Origin of the sequence: Veillonella sp. 6_1_27, from assembly GCF_000163735.1 — a bacterium.
GTDB classification, from domain to species: Bacteria; Bacillota; Negativicutes; order Veillonellales; family Veillonellaceae; genus Veillonella; species Veillonella parvula_A.
Genome location: NZ_GG770215.1, coordinates 661893 through 676966, shown reverse-complemented (window position 1 = coordinate 676966; position 15074 = coordinate 661893). Strand labels below are relative to the sequence as shown.

The following is a 15074-nucleotide window of genomic DNA, read 5'->3' as shown; positions in this document are numbered from 1 at the left end:
GATGATGATGTATGGGTACTGCAGAACAAACCTTAATCGTCCTTGCAGTCATGGCTGTTTTATTCGTTACGGAAATTATTCCTCTAGCTATTACTTCTTTAGGCGGCGCAATTACATTAGGCCTTATGGGTATTATTACTCCTAAGGTTGTATTCTCTGGTTTATCTGATAGTACAGTTGTGTTGTTTGCAGGCATGTTCGTTGTTGGTGCTGCATTATTCTACACTGGTTTGGCTCAAAAAATTGGGGAAACCGTAGTATCTCATGCAGGGACTAGCGAAAATGGCTTGATGCTTGCGATTATGCTCGTAACAGCTACCATGTCCGCATTCTTATCTAATACTGGTACAACAGCTGCGTTACTTCCTGTGGTTGTTGGTATCTGTGCTGTTGCTAAGATTCCTGCATCTCGCCAATTAATGCCTTTAGCATTTGCTGCAGGTATCGGTGGTATCATTACAATGGTTGGTACACCACCTAATATCATTGTAAGTGGTACATTATCTAAATTTGGCATTGAACCATTTGGTTTCTTTGAATTTGCTTGGATTGGTATTCCTTTGACTATCGCTACTATCGTATTCATGATGCTCGTTGGTAAACATCTATTACCTAAACATGAAATTACTGATGCTGGTGATGTTGAACAAGAAGTAGCTGCTGAAGATATTTCTAACGATCCTAAGAAACAATTATACTCTGGTCTTATTCTTTTAGGTGTAATCATTGCTATGATTTTAGGGGATCCTCTAAAAACATATTTTGGTATTAATTTACCATTGAGCATGGTTGCAGTTATTGGCGCAATGCTTTGCGTATTAACTGGTTGCTTGAACGAAAAACAAGCTTACACATCTATTGACTGGGTAACAATCTTCTTATTCGCTGGTATGATGCCAGTGGCAACTGCACTTGATCAATCTGGTGCAGGTAAAATGATTGCTGATGCAGTAATCGGTGTTATGGGGTCTGATCCTAGCCCTTACTTTGCAACAGCAGTATTATTTGCATTGTCTTGTATCATGACTCAATTCATGTCTAACACTGCATCTTGTGCATTATTGGCACCTATCGGTATCTCCATTGCTCAAGGTATGGGCGCTGACCCTCATGCAGTATTGATGGCTATCGGCGTTGCTGCATCTTGTGCATTCGGTACACCTGTAGGTACACCTCCAAATACACTAGTACTTGGTCCTGGCCAATACAAATTTACAGATTATGTAAAAGCCGGCGTTCCATTGATTTTAGTTTGCTTCGTAGTAAGCTTAATTATCATTCCAATGGTATGGCCATTCTTCCCTGGTAAATAATAGGGAATAGGTTACTCTACTATACAAGCACACACGAGGTCGAATCCTAAGATTCGGCCTCGTTTTTTATGATTTTAGTCTATATGATTTTAATATAGATTACATATAAGTGTAATCAAAAGCAATATGAATTAAACTAATTTGCATGATTAATTTTACACAATTGACTACATCGAAAAAATATGATATAGTATATTGTGTAAGATATAATAATGTAATGTTGAATAAGGAGGTCATCTATGACAAAAGAAAGATTTAACATGTTAGTTGGTTCTATTGGTGCATTTATTGGTGTATTTGTATTTTTAGCCTATATCCCACAAATAATTGCTAATCTTCATGGTCAACCTAGTCAACCATGGCAACCATTATTTGCAGCAGTATCCTGTTTGATCTGGGTATTATATGGTTGGACAAAATCACCTAAACGTGATTATATTTTAATCGTACCAAACCTTGCAGGCGTTATTTTAGGTACACTAACATTCTTAACATCTTTCTAAGTGCTATAAGAAAAAAATAGTATTATTGTTATATAGTGAATAATAGTAAAGATATTACTTTACTTTATAAATATAAATGAGGTCGAATCGTATGATTCGGCCTTTTTTAGAGTGAAGTTTATATGTTAGATTAAAATATAGATAAGCGTTAAATCTGTTGTAATAAAAAAATAGTTTTTATGATAATAAATATTGATAATTGAATTCCTAGTATAGTAGTACGTATTTTAATTGAAATGATAATTAGTGTATTCTCAATTATTGATTATTAAACTCAATTACATAAATGAAAAGAAATATCAAAATATATATAAATATAGGCTTTTTATGATAAAAAGGAACAATTATTATGCAAAATATTATATAATTTTTTATCATTTTCATTTGACTTTCAATTTGAACTGTGTGATAATGAGAACATAAGTTGAGGCAAGTGCCTTTCTAAATGATAATAAAAAGTTCTGATCTATATTTTGATGGAGGTCCTAATTATGAGAGTTATTGCTGATGGTTGCATTAAATGTGGTTCTTGCGCATCTGTTTGCCCAGTTTCCTGCATTACTGAAGGCGAAACTAAATACGAAATTGGCGATGCTTGCATCGATTGTGGTTCTTGCGAATCCGTTTGCCCAGTTTCTGTAATTTCCGCTGAGTAATCACAAATAAAACACGCCCCTCATTGAGGGGCTTTTTATTTTGCCTAAATTTGCGTAACTTAGTATAATAGGACTATTAAGAATTATATTATAGTAAGGGAGTTAATCTTGTTTTATACAGTACTTATCATTTGGTTATTATTGGACCAATTAACTAAATATTATGTAATGAATCATTTTTTGTTAGGTGAATCTTTACCTGTTATTCCTAATGTATTTCATCTTACCTATATTATCAATCGCGGTGCAGCCTTTGGCATGTTAGCGAATCAACGATGGTTTTTTTTACTAGTAGCTTTTATTCTATTAGCTGTTTGTGCTTTTTATTGGAAGCGATTAGCTAAGGGCCATTGGACTTTGCAAATCGGATCCGCCTTATTAGTCGCAGGTGCAATTGGTAATGGCATTGACCGATACATGATTCATGGGGTAGTGGACTTTTTTGATTTTCGTGTATGGCCTATTTTTAATGTGGCAGATATTGGTATTTGTATAGGTGTAGCTTTTGTTGTATTTTATTTGTTTTCATTGAAAGAGGACCATGAATAACTTTCATCATTAGGACCCTTTATAAATCATTGACTTGATTCGTCAATAAATATATATCTTATACTTGACTCAAAGAGGAATAGAGGATGAATGAATATATTGTAAGTGCTGAGCAAGAAGGCATGAGACTAGATGTATTTTTAACTGAACAGATGGAAGGATCTCGTAGCTATATTCAAAGTTTAATTAAAGGTGGTCATGTTACAGTAGGTGATAAAGTAGGGAAGGCTAATCTTCGGCTTACACCTGATACCGTAATTCATGTAGAAATCCCAGAGCCTGAATCGATTGAGGTTAAACCTGAGGATATCCCTTTAGATTATTTATACGAAGATCACGATATTGTTATTGTTAATAAACCTCGTGGCATGGTGGTGCACCCTGCAGTAGGAAATTATTCTGGAACCCTTGTAAATGCTCTATTATTCCATTGTAAGGACCTATCAGGCATTAATGGTGAAATTAGGCCAGGTATTGTGCATCGCTTAGATAAAGATACGTCTGGCGTTATGATGGTGGCAAAAAATGATGCAGCGCATATTGGTTTAGCAGAACAAGTAAAAGCACATTCTGCAAGACGTACGTACTGGGCGCTAGTACAAGGCAATATTGTAGAAGAAAAGGGGACTATAAAGGCGCCTATTGGACGCCATCCTAAGGACCGTATGAAAATGGCTGTTGTCTTTGAAAACAGTAAAGATGCAGTAACACATTTTAAAGTATTGGAGCGTTATGGTCATCAAACATTGGTTGAATGTAATTTGGAGACTGGCAGAACCCATCAAATTCGTGTTCACTTTGCTCATATTGGACATCCTGTTGTTAATGACCCATTTTATGGATATAGACGTATGGATTTTCCTATAGAAGGGCAAGCATTACATTCTAAATCGTTAGATGTTAAACACCCTATTACAGGTGAAGAAATGCACTTTGAAGCACCGGTACCAGCTGATTTTGAGGCGTGCTTAGAATTTGCTAAGACCTACCGTGAAGATAAACGAAAATAGTCTAAATCTTTACATTGATTGTTTAAGTACTTATTTTTACTACTTATTTGGATATAGGGGCATAGAACAATCCTATGCTGTAAGGGCGTATATATGGAAAAGAAACGCTTATTAATGGATCAAGACGCTATAATGCGTGCGATTCGTCGTATTAGTCATGAAATTTTAGAACGCAATAAAGGTTTATCTAATGCGTTAATTGTAGGTATTGAACGGCGTGGTGTCATTTTGGCAAAACGTTTACAAGCGGAAATTGAGCGTATAGAAGGTATTCATATTGATTGTGAGTCTTTGAATGTTGCAGTGTATCGTGATGATCGTGATGCTCGTCCTAAAGAGGGGGAACCGTGTACGATTGATACAACGGAAAAGACAATTATCCTTGTAGATGATGTTTTGTATACGGGCCGTACTATTCGTGCTGCTTTAAATGCATTAATGACGGCTGGCAGACCAAGATCTATTCAATTGGCCGTCCTCGTCGATCGTGGTCATCGTGAATTGCCTATACGAGCGGACTATGTAGGTAAAAATATTCCTACATCACATCTTGAAAGTGTACGCGTTGCCGTCGCTGATCTGGATGGTGAAGAAGGGGTTACAATACAGGAATAATCTGTATTGTAACCCCTTCTTCTTTTTGAGTATTACTATATAATAAGATGATTAACTTAATAAAATTAAATTATTTGACTCTTATATTTATGTGCAGAATGTTTCTACCAGATTGTAGTTCTGCTTATTTTATGTATTGTGGCGTATAGGTGTAGTCCATATGACCCATTCGTTTAACTTCATTATGTAAGCATAAGGCTTGTATATCTGTAGCTAATGTATCAATTTGATGCATCGTTTGTCCCAACGTATTTAATTCATTAGGTGCTTTGGCCCATTTTTGAATAAGTGGTATTTCAAAATCATTTCGAAGCCATTGACGACCTCTATCGTTGAAGGCCAGTAAACGAGCATATTGTGGCGATTCCTGTATAGCACTTTGTAGTAAATCTTTTTGTATTCCTAAGGTGAGATAGGCTCCCATTCGTTGTAAACGGGCATAGGTATAGCGCTTTGATTTTATTTGCTTCATAACCAGGTCCCACGTAGGTTGTTGGGCCGCTTTGGACCATAAGTGTTCAATGCCTTCACTGAACTCTCCAAAGCTTTCTAGCTCCTTAGTTGAAGTACGACGACTTAAGGTATGGACCATATCATAGTAGCGGTTATAGTTTACATAAGCACCATTAGAAATTATATTAGTCATATCGTCTGCAATAGTCTTAGGAATGATTGACTGAAGTTGTAACTCTATTTTACTATTTAGTGTATTTAATTTTGTTAATGTAGTTGCAGTTGAATTTGAATTTGAAGTTGTATTTGTATTTGTATTTGTACTTGCACTGGTCGTTGTATCTATATCTGTAGAAGTGTAGATACTATTTTTATTACAATTGTTACTACCTGTAGCCATATTTGTTATAAGTTTACGCAATGCTGTACCAGAAGGAAAATCTTTTGTAATATTCGCGTCGTGATGATCTGATGTGCGTAAGATTGGTATATATTTTAAGGAAGGATAATAGGTAAGTCCTGCCCGAATATATTCAAGTCCTAACAGTGCATTAGGGGTGTTGAGCATCTCTGTATTAAGGGCTTTACGGAAGGCAGAGCCATAGGACATACCTTCGTTAATATAGGTCCGTAATACTGTTTGAGTACTTTCACAATCCATACGTTTAGTTATATCAACGAGTGTATCTAGATCAGCCGTTTCAGAACCAAAGGAGAGTGCATCGATATGTAAAGCTTTTACCATGCGAATAGCACCTGTTCCAAACAGTTGTGCACTACCCAAAGAATAGAGTGTAGGTAGCTCGATAACGATGTCTGCACCACCGAGAATAGCCCAACGAGCACGGTCAAATTTAGAAAAAATAGCAGGTTCTCCTCGTTGTACAAAGGAACCACTCATGATACAAATGCGCAGCGCTTCAGGATGCTCTTGTGCTAAGGTATGTAATTGATGCGCATGTCCATTGTGAAATGGATTATATTCACAGATGATACCGATTGTTTTCATAGTGACTCCTTTCATTATTGTTAGTGTAACAAAGCGAAGAAATGCTGTAAATAACATTTCATGATATCCATATAAAAGGTCTGGTTATAGAAATGATGTTATGTGCAAATATTAAGTTTAGTATAGATTTTCTTGACACTATAGGCTATAATTAACTGTAAATGCTGAATTGATGTGAGGTATATGATGAAACAAAATTGGAAACGTACATTACAAGGGGCTCTGCTCGGTGCTGTGCTGCTAGCAATGGCGGGATGTGGCTCTACAAATGTAATGGATACATATAGTTTTGGCCATCAAGTTATCCGTGCTGGTCAATCTGAAATTACCATTGCTTTGCCTTATGAAATGGGTAAAAGTACAAAAAATATGTCTGATAAGGGGTATCCAATCGATATTTATGGATCTGTTACAGAACATATGGTAATTGAGGTTGAGGCTTTACGGCCTGGTGAAAATAAACCGTTACCTACGGTAGATGAGTATATTAATCACAGTAAGTCTGAATTTGCTAAAGTAGGCGCGACCATCAAAGAAGAGTCCGTAGCATTAGAAGGTGCATCTGCTAAAAAGCTTGATGTTACTGTTACATCGCAAGGACAAATATTTAGAATTTCTCAATACGTATTCTTAGATCATGGCGTATTGTGGAATATAGTCTACCAATATCCTGAAAAGGATCAGGTAGGTGCTGATATCAGCAAAGAAATTCAAAACAAGATTCAAGTTACACAACAGAAAGAGGGTTAATCGATGAACGTATTAGTAGTTAACTGCGGTAGTTCTTCTTTGAAATATCAATTACTTGATATGACAACTGAAACAGAATTGGCAAAAGGTCTTTTTGAAAAGATTGGTGATCAAGATGCTATCTTCACTCACAAACGTCCTAATGCAGATAAATTAGAACGCATTGAACCAATTTTGAACCATAAAGAAGCGCTTCGCATTTTGCTAGATATTTTAGTTGATGCTGAATTTGGTGTTATTTCTTCCATGGATGAAATCGATGCTGTAGGTCACCGTGTAGTACACGGCGGTGAAAAATTTGCTGATTCCGTATTGATTACTCCAGCAGTTATGGAAGCATTGGAAGAATGTGCTTCTCTTGCACCATTGCATAACCCACCAAACATTCAAGGTATTGAAGCTTGTGAAGCTATTATGCCAAATGTACCTCAAGTTGCTGTATTTGATACTGCATTCCATCAAACTATGCCAAAAGAAGCATATATGTATGCGCTTCCTTACTCTTATTATGAAGATTATGGTATTCGTCGTTACGGCTTCCATGGTACATCCCATAAATATGTAGCGCAACGTTGTGCAGAATTAATGGGTAAACATATGACTGATCTTCGTATTATCACATGCCACTTGGGTAATGGTTCCTCTGTGGCTGCTATTAAAGGTGGTCGCTCCATCGATACTACAATGGGCTTCACTCCATTGTCCGGCTTGATTATGGGTACTCGTACAGGTGATATTGACCCTGCTATCGTTCCATTCTTGATGGAAAAAACAGGTATGACCTATGAAGAAATTGATAGAGTTATGAATAAAGAATCCGGTGTTTTAGGGATTTCTGGTGTATCCAATGACTTCCGTGTGATTGAAGAAGCTGCTGCTAATGGCAATAAACGCGCACAATTGGCATTGAATATGTTCCATTACAAAGTTCGCCGTGTAATAGGTGCCTTTGCTGCTGTTATGGGCGGTGTAGATGCTATCATCTTTACTGCTGGTATTGGTGAAAACGGTATTGGTAACCGTGATGCAATCTGTAACGGTTTGGAATATTTAGGTACTCGTATTGATTCTGAACGCAATAATGTTCGTGGTAAAGAACAAGAAATTAGTGTTGAAGGCTCTAAGGTTAAAATCTTCGTAATTCCTACAAACGAAGAAATCATGATTGCTCGTGATACTCAACGTATTACAGCAGCGTTGAAAAAATAATATAGTTCGCATCTGAACTGAGTGACTAATAGAGTCATAAAACCCCGTCTATATCTTGGATATAGACGGGGTTTTTGTAGTTTTTATGCATAGAATATCTTATAATAGGATGTATAGTTATTAATTAGTGATTTCTTTAAAAGGGGTAAAGCATGACAGTATTATATGAAGAAAAATCTCAGCGCACCAGAAGTGCAGAGTTATTGGTAGTATTTTTTGTGATTTTATTGTTGTGTGCAGCAGCTTATACAACGTATCGCAGTATTCAATTACATACGGTTTTATTAGCTGAGTATTTTATTGAAATCATGGCCATCATTGTTATGGTTAAACAGGCTGTTAGTCGATATACATATATTTTGACAGATACAAAGCTTGTGATTGAAGAGAACTCTATCTTTAGAAATCGTCATTTTGAAGTAGATTATAACATGATTGATGGGGTGTTCAAGTTTGAACGTGAGTTGTTGACAAATATTAAATACCGCTATAAATATAGAAAATGTTCTACCTCTGACCCGCGCCCGATTTGGTCTCTTGTGTATTCTATTGTAGATGGAAATAAAGTTAAAAATGGTCGTTTGCTGTTGAAAGCCGACGATAGATTCTTTGAAATATTAGAAGAGCATGTGCCTGGCCGTATTCGTGTGCCTCAAGCGGATATTGTATTTTATGCAGCGGTGCGAGCTGATGCGGTAAAACATGGGGAAGATGTACAAGAATATTATGGAAGATTAATTTCTTCAAAAGAAGATAAAGGAACAACTATGTAAGGGATGGTAAGTTCTGGGGGATAGGCAGGATAGTTTAGTTATACCAAGAATTTTATGTACAAGTTTTTTAATACGAAGGAGCGTATATGGCTGGATTATATTTGGCGAGTCAATCACCACGTAGAACTGAATTATTAACACAGGTTGGGATTGATCATACTGTTGTATCCAGTACTTATGAGGAATCTAATGAGGGTTACGACAACCCTATTGAAATGGTGAAAGCCCAAGCATTAGGTAAGGCTCGTTGTGCTGTAGGTGTTCCAGACGGAAGTATTGTGTTAGGCGCAGATACTATTGTTGTCCTTGATAATAAAGTATTAGGAAAGCCACATGATGAATCCGATGCACGCCATATGTTGGAGCATTTATCGGGTAGAGCACATTCTGTAATCACTGGAGTCGCGTTACTCATCAAAGGGGAGGAGATAGTTTTTCACAATGAAACAAAAGTATATTTTAAACAATTAGCACCCTTTGAAATTGAGTCTTATATTGCTAGTGGGGAACCGATGGATAAGGCTGGAGCTTATGGCATCCAAGGAAAAGGTGCATTATGGGTAGATAAAATAGAGGGCTCTTATACTAATGTGGTAGGGTTACCAGTTGAACATGTATACGAGGAACTGTGCAAGGCGTTAGGGGCAAAATAGTACTAGCGTATTAGACAGATAGTGATATAATTGGCTGTGCTGTGCTGTGCTGTGCTGTGCTGTGCTGTGCTGTGCTGTGCTGTGCTGTGCTGTGCTGTGCTGTGCTGTGCTGTGCTGTGCTGTGCTGTGCTGTGCTAAATAATTTTTAAGAGAGTAGATGTGTTTATTGTTTGATTTACAAATGGTGTTATCTATTTGAATGGAGAGATTCTATGGAAGTACCAACAGTAAGTGTAAAAGATATGTTACCATTCCAGCGACCTCGAGAAAAATTTCTCGCCTTAGGTCCATCACATATGGCGATGGAGGAGTTGTTGGCTATTTTATTACGTACAGGGGGAAAGGGGCAATCTGCGATTTCTTTGGCAAGTGATATTGTACAATCCTTTGATGATGGTGTTTATGGTCTTAACCGAATGACCGTAGATAATCTGATCAAAATCAAGGGTATTGGTAGAGATAAAGCAGTGACGCTATGTGCAGCACTTGAAATGGGTAGGCGATTAGGGGAGTTAAAGATTAAAGAGACTTATGAAGATTTTTCGCAACCTTTTGTAATAGCTCAATATGTGATGGAGCGACTGCGTCACGAAGATGTGGAACATGTGTGGGCTGCCATGCTAACATCTCGAAATAAGCTTATTCAGTTGGAACATATCTCTAATGGTGGATTAGTATCAAGTCTTGTAGAGCAAAGAGCAGTATTTAAAAAAGCTATAGCATGTAATGCGGCGGCTATTATTCTAATCCATAACCACCCGTCAGGCGATAGTAGACCAAGTGATGAAGATATACGGCTAACGAAAATGTTTGTTAGTGCTGGTCAATTTATGGGGATTCCTGTACTCGATCATATCGTTATAGGGGATAATGAATTTACGAGCCTCAGCGAAATTGGTAAATTGAGCTGAGCCTAAATAAACTGAACAAAGCCAAATAAGATTATTAAAAGCACTCATTTTGAACTATACCTAATTTTGATGCATGGGTAAGTTCCTATAAATGAGTGCTTTTCCTTATTGTATATGAGATTTTATGTATGAAGTTATGTAATTTTTATGTATGACTTATGAGTACAGGAATTATGCATTATCAGTGCTTTTAACAAAATGAAAGGTACTGATATCAATGGAAAAAGTCGCGTTATATATGGTAAAATGGAATGATGATGTAATGAAGGAGAAATTACTATGAGTTCCATTTTACCTACTCTAGGAAAAGATGTAAGTATAGATATTGGTTCCATACAAACGCGCCTCATGGGGGGGACGCGAGGGACTGTTATAAGCGAACCATCGATTATAGCAACTGATACAAAACAAGAAAAAGTAGTAGCCGTTGGTGATGAAGCGGCGCGCCTCGTATTGCGCATGCCCGATATGTGGCGTCCGTTAACGCCTTTAAAGGATGGATTTATAGTTGACTATCGCGTTATGCATACTATGCTTAGCTACTTTCTTAATAAGGTTTCTAATGCATTGCGTCGAGCTCGCGTTGTCGTAGGGGTTCCTTGTGGGATGACCGATGTTGAGCAACGAGCCATGATGGATGCTGTTATTCAAGCTGGTGCTAGAGAGGTATTTCTTATCGAACGACCTGTGGCGGCTGCTATTGGTTGTGGTGTGCCTATCTTTGAAGCGCAAGGATCTATGGTCATTGATATCGGCGGTGGCACTATTGATATGGGGATTGTTTCTTTAGGTGGTATCGTGGATAGCAAAACAATTCGTTTTGGTGGTTCTGATATTAATAATGCCTTATTGCGCTATGTGCGTGAGTGTTTTGGCATTATTGTATCTGATGAAACTATAATAGATATTAAGCATACATTAGGAACAGCTGTCGCTCCTTTAGAGGATGCAGAGTATGCCTTTCAAGGGCGCGATATGATGAACGGCTTAGGTAGACGTTGTGTAATTCACCAATCTGAAGTGTACCAAGTTATAAATGAATGTTTGATTGGTCTCTTGGATGAGGTTAAGCAAATGATTCGTGCTACTGCACCAGAAATCGTGGCTGATATTATGCAACATGGCATATGGCTTACTGGCGGTACAGCAAGACTATCTGGTTTAGCGGACCGGATTGGTACTGAATTAGGGGTACCTGTTCACGTTCCTGAAGCACCTGAAACAAAAGTTGTGGTAGGCCTTAATGGGGCCTCATCTGATTTAGTGAGCTTATCGCGTTTTATTGTAAATTCTAAGAATAGAAAGGGCCGAGATTAGCATGATACAGTCAGATAAAAAGTTAATTATCATCGTTGTCATTGGTTGTATCCTAATGGCATTGCTCGGCTTTGCGTGGAAGCAACGGACTAGTATTCCCTTTGTTACGGTTACCCTCGAAGGAATTACAACGCCTTTCGCTTATGGGTCAGCCCGTTTATTAGAGGGTGTTCAAACTAGCTTTACAGTACTTAATAATGCTATTTTCTCTACTATCGAACGCGAAGAGGAAGCATCTCGTAAAGCTACATTGGAACAAAAGGTAGTTAACTACGATGAAGTAGTGGCAGAGAATATTCGCCTTCGTCAGCTTTTAAACTATAAGAGTAGCCATCCAGAATTCTCCATGACCTTAGCAGGTATCATTACAAAGGATTACGGTACTTGGACAAATACTTTCACCATTGATAAAGGGAGTGAAGAAGGTATGGCAGTTAATATGGCTGTTGTTGTACCTAGTGGTGTCGTTGGTTTTATTACAGATGTATATCCGCATTCTGCTCGCGTTCAAACCATTCTTGATCCGCGTAGCGCAATAGGTATCCTTGTACAACGACCTGAATCTCGTTTGTCTGGCGTTGTAAAAGGTAATGGCAATACACCTCGTACACCATCTATGGTAAATATTGCTCGCGATGGTGATGTATTGGTAGGTGATAAGTTGATTACCTCTGGATATGGAGGCATTTATCCGAAAGGTCTACCTGTTGGCAACGTGCAATCTATCGAAAATGATTCGGAAGGATTTGTTAAAAATGCGGTAGTCACACCGAGTGTAGATTTTCATCGTTTAGAAGAAGTTTTTGTGCTTACCTCGTCTTCTCTAAGCGCACCACAAAAACCAGAACTTGAGCCTAAACTTGTGCCTCAAACACAACGAGATCAAGTAGAGGGTGCAAAGGGGGCCGTTAAACAATGATGCGTCTAGCTTTAGCTCTCTCTGGATTTTTAATATATTTTATACAAGCGCAATTATTGCCTACTATTTTCCATACAAATTGGTTACCAAACTTAATTTTGACGATAATTGTTATGATTACTTTATTTAAAGGTCGTCGTATGGGGCTGATATCCGCTGTTGTTGGGGGTATCGTACATGATGTATTGATATCTAACTTTTTTGGGCTCCATCTATTCCCTTACGTAATTGTGGTATACCTACTATCTGCCGTAAAGCATCGTATCTATGAAGAACGCTGGTATTGGTCTAGTGGTATAGTAGCTATTTGTACGCTGCTAGATGGCGTTATTCGTAGCTTTATGATATTAGCTAGTGGTGGCGATTTGCACTTTGGACTATACTTGTGGCATATGGTATTACCCGTGATGTTCTGGAATGGCTTGTTAGGCGCTATTGTGCATGGTTTGTTATGGCGTAAAGATGATGAACAACAAGGTTATATTTGGTAAGGATTAAGGGGGTGAAAGAGTGCTTGAAGGCCTCTATAAACGAAGAAAAACGAATCGCTTTGATGTACTCTTTTACATTGTAGCCGGCATATTTATAGTCTTGGCATTACGCCTGATGACGTTGCAAATCTTGTCTGGTGGTTATTACCAAGCTAAGGCAGAAGGCAACCGTTTGCGCATGGTATCCATGACAGCTGCTCGTGGTATTATGTACGATCGAAATGGTCAGATCTTAGTAGGTTCTAGACCGGCATACACTATCTCCATTTTGCCTACGGGGAAGGCTCTAGACGAAGGTGAAGTTGCTAAGTTGGCAACTTTGCTGAAAATTAAACCAGAAGATATTACAAAAAAGGTAAATGATCATAAATATGGTTATGAGCCAATTCGTATTGCTAATGATATTTCTATGGATGTAGTTACAAGCATCGAAGAGCATCGTCATGAATTACCAGGTGTTACCATAGATGTAGAACCACTTCGCTATTATCCATATGAAACGATGGCTTCTCAGCTCTTTGGGTATGTGGGTGAAGTGAGCGAAGAAGAATTAGAAGAGCTAAAACAGCAAGATCCAAATACCCTTATTAGTGGTGGTACTATTTTAGGCCGTTCTGGTCTTGAAAAACTATATGATTCCATCTTGCGTGGCACTGATGGTGGTAAACAGGTAGAGGTTGATGCTACAGGCCGACCGGTTGCGGAGGTAGATAGAAAGCATACAGTGCCTGGATCTAATATCCATTTGACAATAGATGCAAATCTACAAAAGGCTGCTGAAGAAGCTGTTAAGAACCAATTAGAACAGTTGCGTGCCCAAGGCATTCCAGCTCAAGGAGCTGCTGTAGTAGCAATGGATCCAAATACGGGTGCCATTTTGGCCATGGTCAGCGCCCCTGAGTTTAATCCTAACTGGTTTGCGAAAGGGATTACAACGGCACAGTGGAATCAATTGAATAACGATAAGAATCATCCATTTGATAATAAGGTTATTTCTGGTGAATATCCACCAGGTTCTCCGTTCAAGATTATTACAGGTACGGCGGCTTTAGATCTTAAAAAGGTTACCCCTGAAGAAATGATTTTTGATAGTGGTAAACATTGGCTTATCGATAAACGAAATGCAGAAGGTGAAGCATTAGGGTGGCTTAACTTTAATAAAGCTCTTGCAAAATCAGATAATGTTTACTTCTATGAAATGGGCAATCGCGTTGGTATAGAAGGCCTTGTAAAATATGCTGGCTATTTTGGTATTGGTGAAAAGACAGGCATCAATCTTGCTGGTGAGGCCTCTGGTAATATGGCAAGTCCTGCTTATAAACGCAAAGTGTATGATGAAGATTGGTATTTAGGTGAAACCTTTGATGCGGCCATAGGTCAGTCTTTTACTTTGGTGACACCATTACAAATGGCTGTTATGCTCAGTGAAGTAGCAAATGGTGGCATTAAATACCGCCCATATGTGGTGAGCCGTATTGATAATAAGGATGGCACGCCAAAAGAAATCTTTGGCCCAGACAAGCTCGGTATCTTACCTGTACCAAAAAATATTATGGATCTTGTTCGCGAAGGCTTGCGTGACGTTACTAATGAAGGTGGTACAGCAGGGGAGTTGTTTAAAGGATTCCCTATTGATGTAGCTGGTAAAACAGGTACTTCAGAGAATGCACATGGCAGAGATCACGGCTGGTTTGTAGCCTATGCACCATATGATAAGCCACAAATTGTAGTGGTTGCACTTGTTGAGCAAGGTAGCTTTGGTGCGGGCTCTGCAGGGCCTATCGTAAGAGATATATTGGCTGCGTACTTCAATGTACCAGTGAATAAGAAATCTAATGATACAAATAGTAAGGGCAATAAGGAAACTGCTACGGGGACAAGTATTAATAAAGGGCAAAAACCTCAGAATGCGGTAACTAGTGGACAACCAAGAAAGGATTAGT

16 protein-coding genes are annotated in these 15074 nt (G+C 38.3%); 15 read left to right on the top strand and 1 reads right to left on the bottom strand.

Annotation, left to right across the window (positions count from 1 at the left end; translation table 11 throughout):
- The first annotated feature begins 11 nt into the window (after window positions 1–11).
- The 6 genes from HMPREF0874_RS03200 to pyrR all read left to right on the top strand — a co-directional run bounded on the left by HMPREF0874_RS03200 (window position 12) and on the right by pyrR (window position 4646).
- Window positions 12–1313 carry an SLC13 family permease gene (locus tag HMPREF0874_RS03200; RefSeq protein ID WP_008601431.1) on the top strand — a complete coding sequence of 434 codons (1302 nt, stop codon included), beginning with the start codon at window positions 12–14 and terminating at the stop codon, window positions 1311–1313.
- A gap of 239 nt (window positions 1314–1552) precedes the next feature.
- Window positions 1553–1816 (top strand): SemiSWEET family transporter, encoded by a 264-nt coding sequence (locus HMPREF0874_RS03195; RefSeq protein WP_004696474.1) that lies wholly within the window; start codon window positions 1553–1555, stop codon window positions 1814–1816.
- A 491-nt stretch (window positions 1817–2307) separates the two neighbouring features.
- Complete coding sequence (locus tag HMPREF0874_RS03190) at window positions 2308–2472, top strand: DUF362 domain-containing protein (protein WP_004696472.1); 165 nt, start codon at window positions 2308–2310, stop codon at window positions 2470–2472.
- 108 nt (window positions 2473–2580) lie between these two features.
- Window positions 2581–3021 carry a signal peptidase II gene (gene lspA, locus HMPREF0874_RS03185; protein ID WP_021148362.1) on the top strand — a complete coding sequence of 147 codons (441 nt, stop codon included), beginning with the start codon at window positions 2581–2583 and terminating at the stop codon, window positions 3019–3021.
- Window positions 3022–3107: 86 nt separating this feature from the next.
- Window positions 3108–4031, top strand: a complete 924-nt coding sequence (locus HMPREF0874_RS03180) for an RluA family pseudouridine synthase (RefSeq protein WP_021148361.1) — start codon at window positions 3108–3110, stop codon at window positions 4029–4031.
- 93 nt (window positions 4032–4124) lie between these two features.
- The gene (pyrR, locus tag HMPREF0874_RS03175) at window positions 4125–4646 is read left to right on the top strand and encodes a bifunctional pyr operon transcriptional regulator/uracil phosphoribosyltransferase PyrR (RefSeq protein ID WP_004696466.1); all 522 of its coding nucleotides are present in this window, start codon (window positions 4125–4127) and stop codon (window positions 4644–4646) included.
- A gap of 124 nt (window positions 4647–4770) precedes the next feature.
- Here pyrR and HMPREF0874_RS03170 read toward each other — a convergent pair whose 3' ends face one another.
- Entirely contained in the window at window positions 4771–6108 is a 1338-nt protein-coding gene (locus HMPREF0874_RS03170; protein ID WP_008601424.1) for a nucleotidyltransferase family protein, read from the bottom strand.
- A gap of 186 nt (window positions 6109–6294) precedes the next feature.
- Between HMPREF0874_RS03170 and HMPREF0874_RS03165 the strand changes: the two genes are divergently transcribed.
- From HMPREF0874_RS03165 to mrdA, 9 genes are all read left to right on the top strand, one after another.
- A complete protein-coding gene (locus HMPREF0874_RS03165) occupies window positions 6295–6858 on the top strand; it encodes a hypothetical protein (protein WP_004696462.1) in 564 nt (187 codons plus the stop codon).
- 3 nt (window positions 6859–6861) lie between these two features.
- Window positions 6862–8067, top strand: a complete 1206-nt coding sequence (locus HMPREF0874_RS03160; RefSeq protein ID WP_004698711.1) for an acetate/propionate family kinase — start codon at window positions 6862–6864, stop codon at window positions 8065–8067.
- Between the two features lie 152 nt (window positions 8068–8219).
- Window positions 8220–8840, top strand: a complete 621-nt coding sequence (locus HMPREF0874_RS03155) for a hypothetical protein (RefSeq protein ID WP_008601421.1) — start codon at window positions 8220–8222, stop codon at window positions 8838–8840.
- Window positions 8841–8926: 86 nt separating this feature from the next.
- Complete coding sequence (locus HMPREF0874_RS03150) at window positions 8927–9493, top strand: nucleoside triphosphate pyrophosphatase (protein WP_004698546.1); 567 nt, start codon at window positions 8927–8929, stop codon at window positions 9491–9493.
- A gap of 212 nt (window positions 9494–9705) precedes the next feature.
- A complete protein-coding gene (gene radC, locus HMPREF0874_RS03145) occupies window positions 9706–10404 on the top strand; it encodes a DNA repair protein RadC (RefSeq protein WP_008601418.1) in 699 nt (232 codons plus the stop codon).
- Window positions 10405–10683: 279 nt separating this feature from the next.
- Window positions 10684–11721: a rod shape-determining protein gene (locus HMPREF0874_RS03140; RefSeq protein ID WP_008601416.1), complete on the top strand. Its 1038-nt coding sequence runs from the start codon at window positions 10684–10686 to the stop codon at window positions 11719–11721.
- Between the two features lies 1 nt (window position 11722).
- Complete coding sequence (gene mreC / locus HMPREF0874_RS03135) at window positions 11723–12640, top strand: rod shape-determining protein MreC (protein ID WP_008601413.1); 918 nt, start codon at window positions 11723–11725, stop codon at window positions 12638–12640.
- Window positions 12637–13131 (top strand): rod shape-determining protein MreD, encoded by a 495-nt coding sequence (gene mreD, locus HMPREF0874_RS03130; protein ID WP_004698677.1) that lies wholly within the window; start codon window positions 12637–12639, stop codon window positions 13129–13131. The genes mreC and mreD overlap by 4 nt, the downstream gene beginning before the upstream one ends.
- Before the next feature lie 19 nt (window positions 13132–13150).
- A complete protein-coding gene (gene mrdA / locus HMPREF0874_RS03125) occupies window positions 13151–15073 on the top strand; it encodes a penicillin-binding protein 2 (protein ID WP_008601411.1) in 1923 nt (640 codons plus the stop codon).
- The last annotated feature ends 1 nt before the right edge of the window (window position 15074 follow it).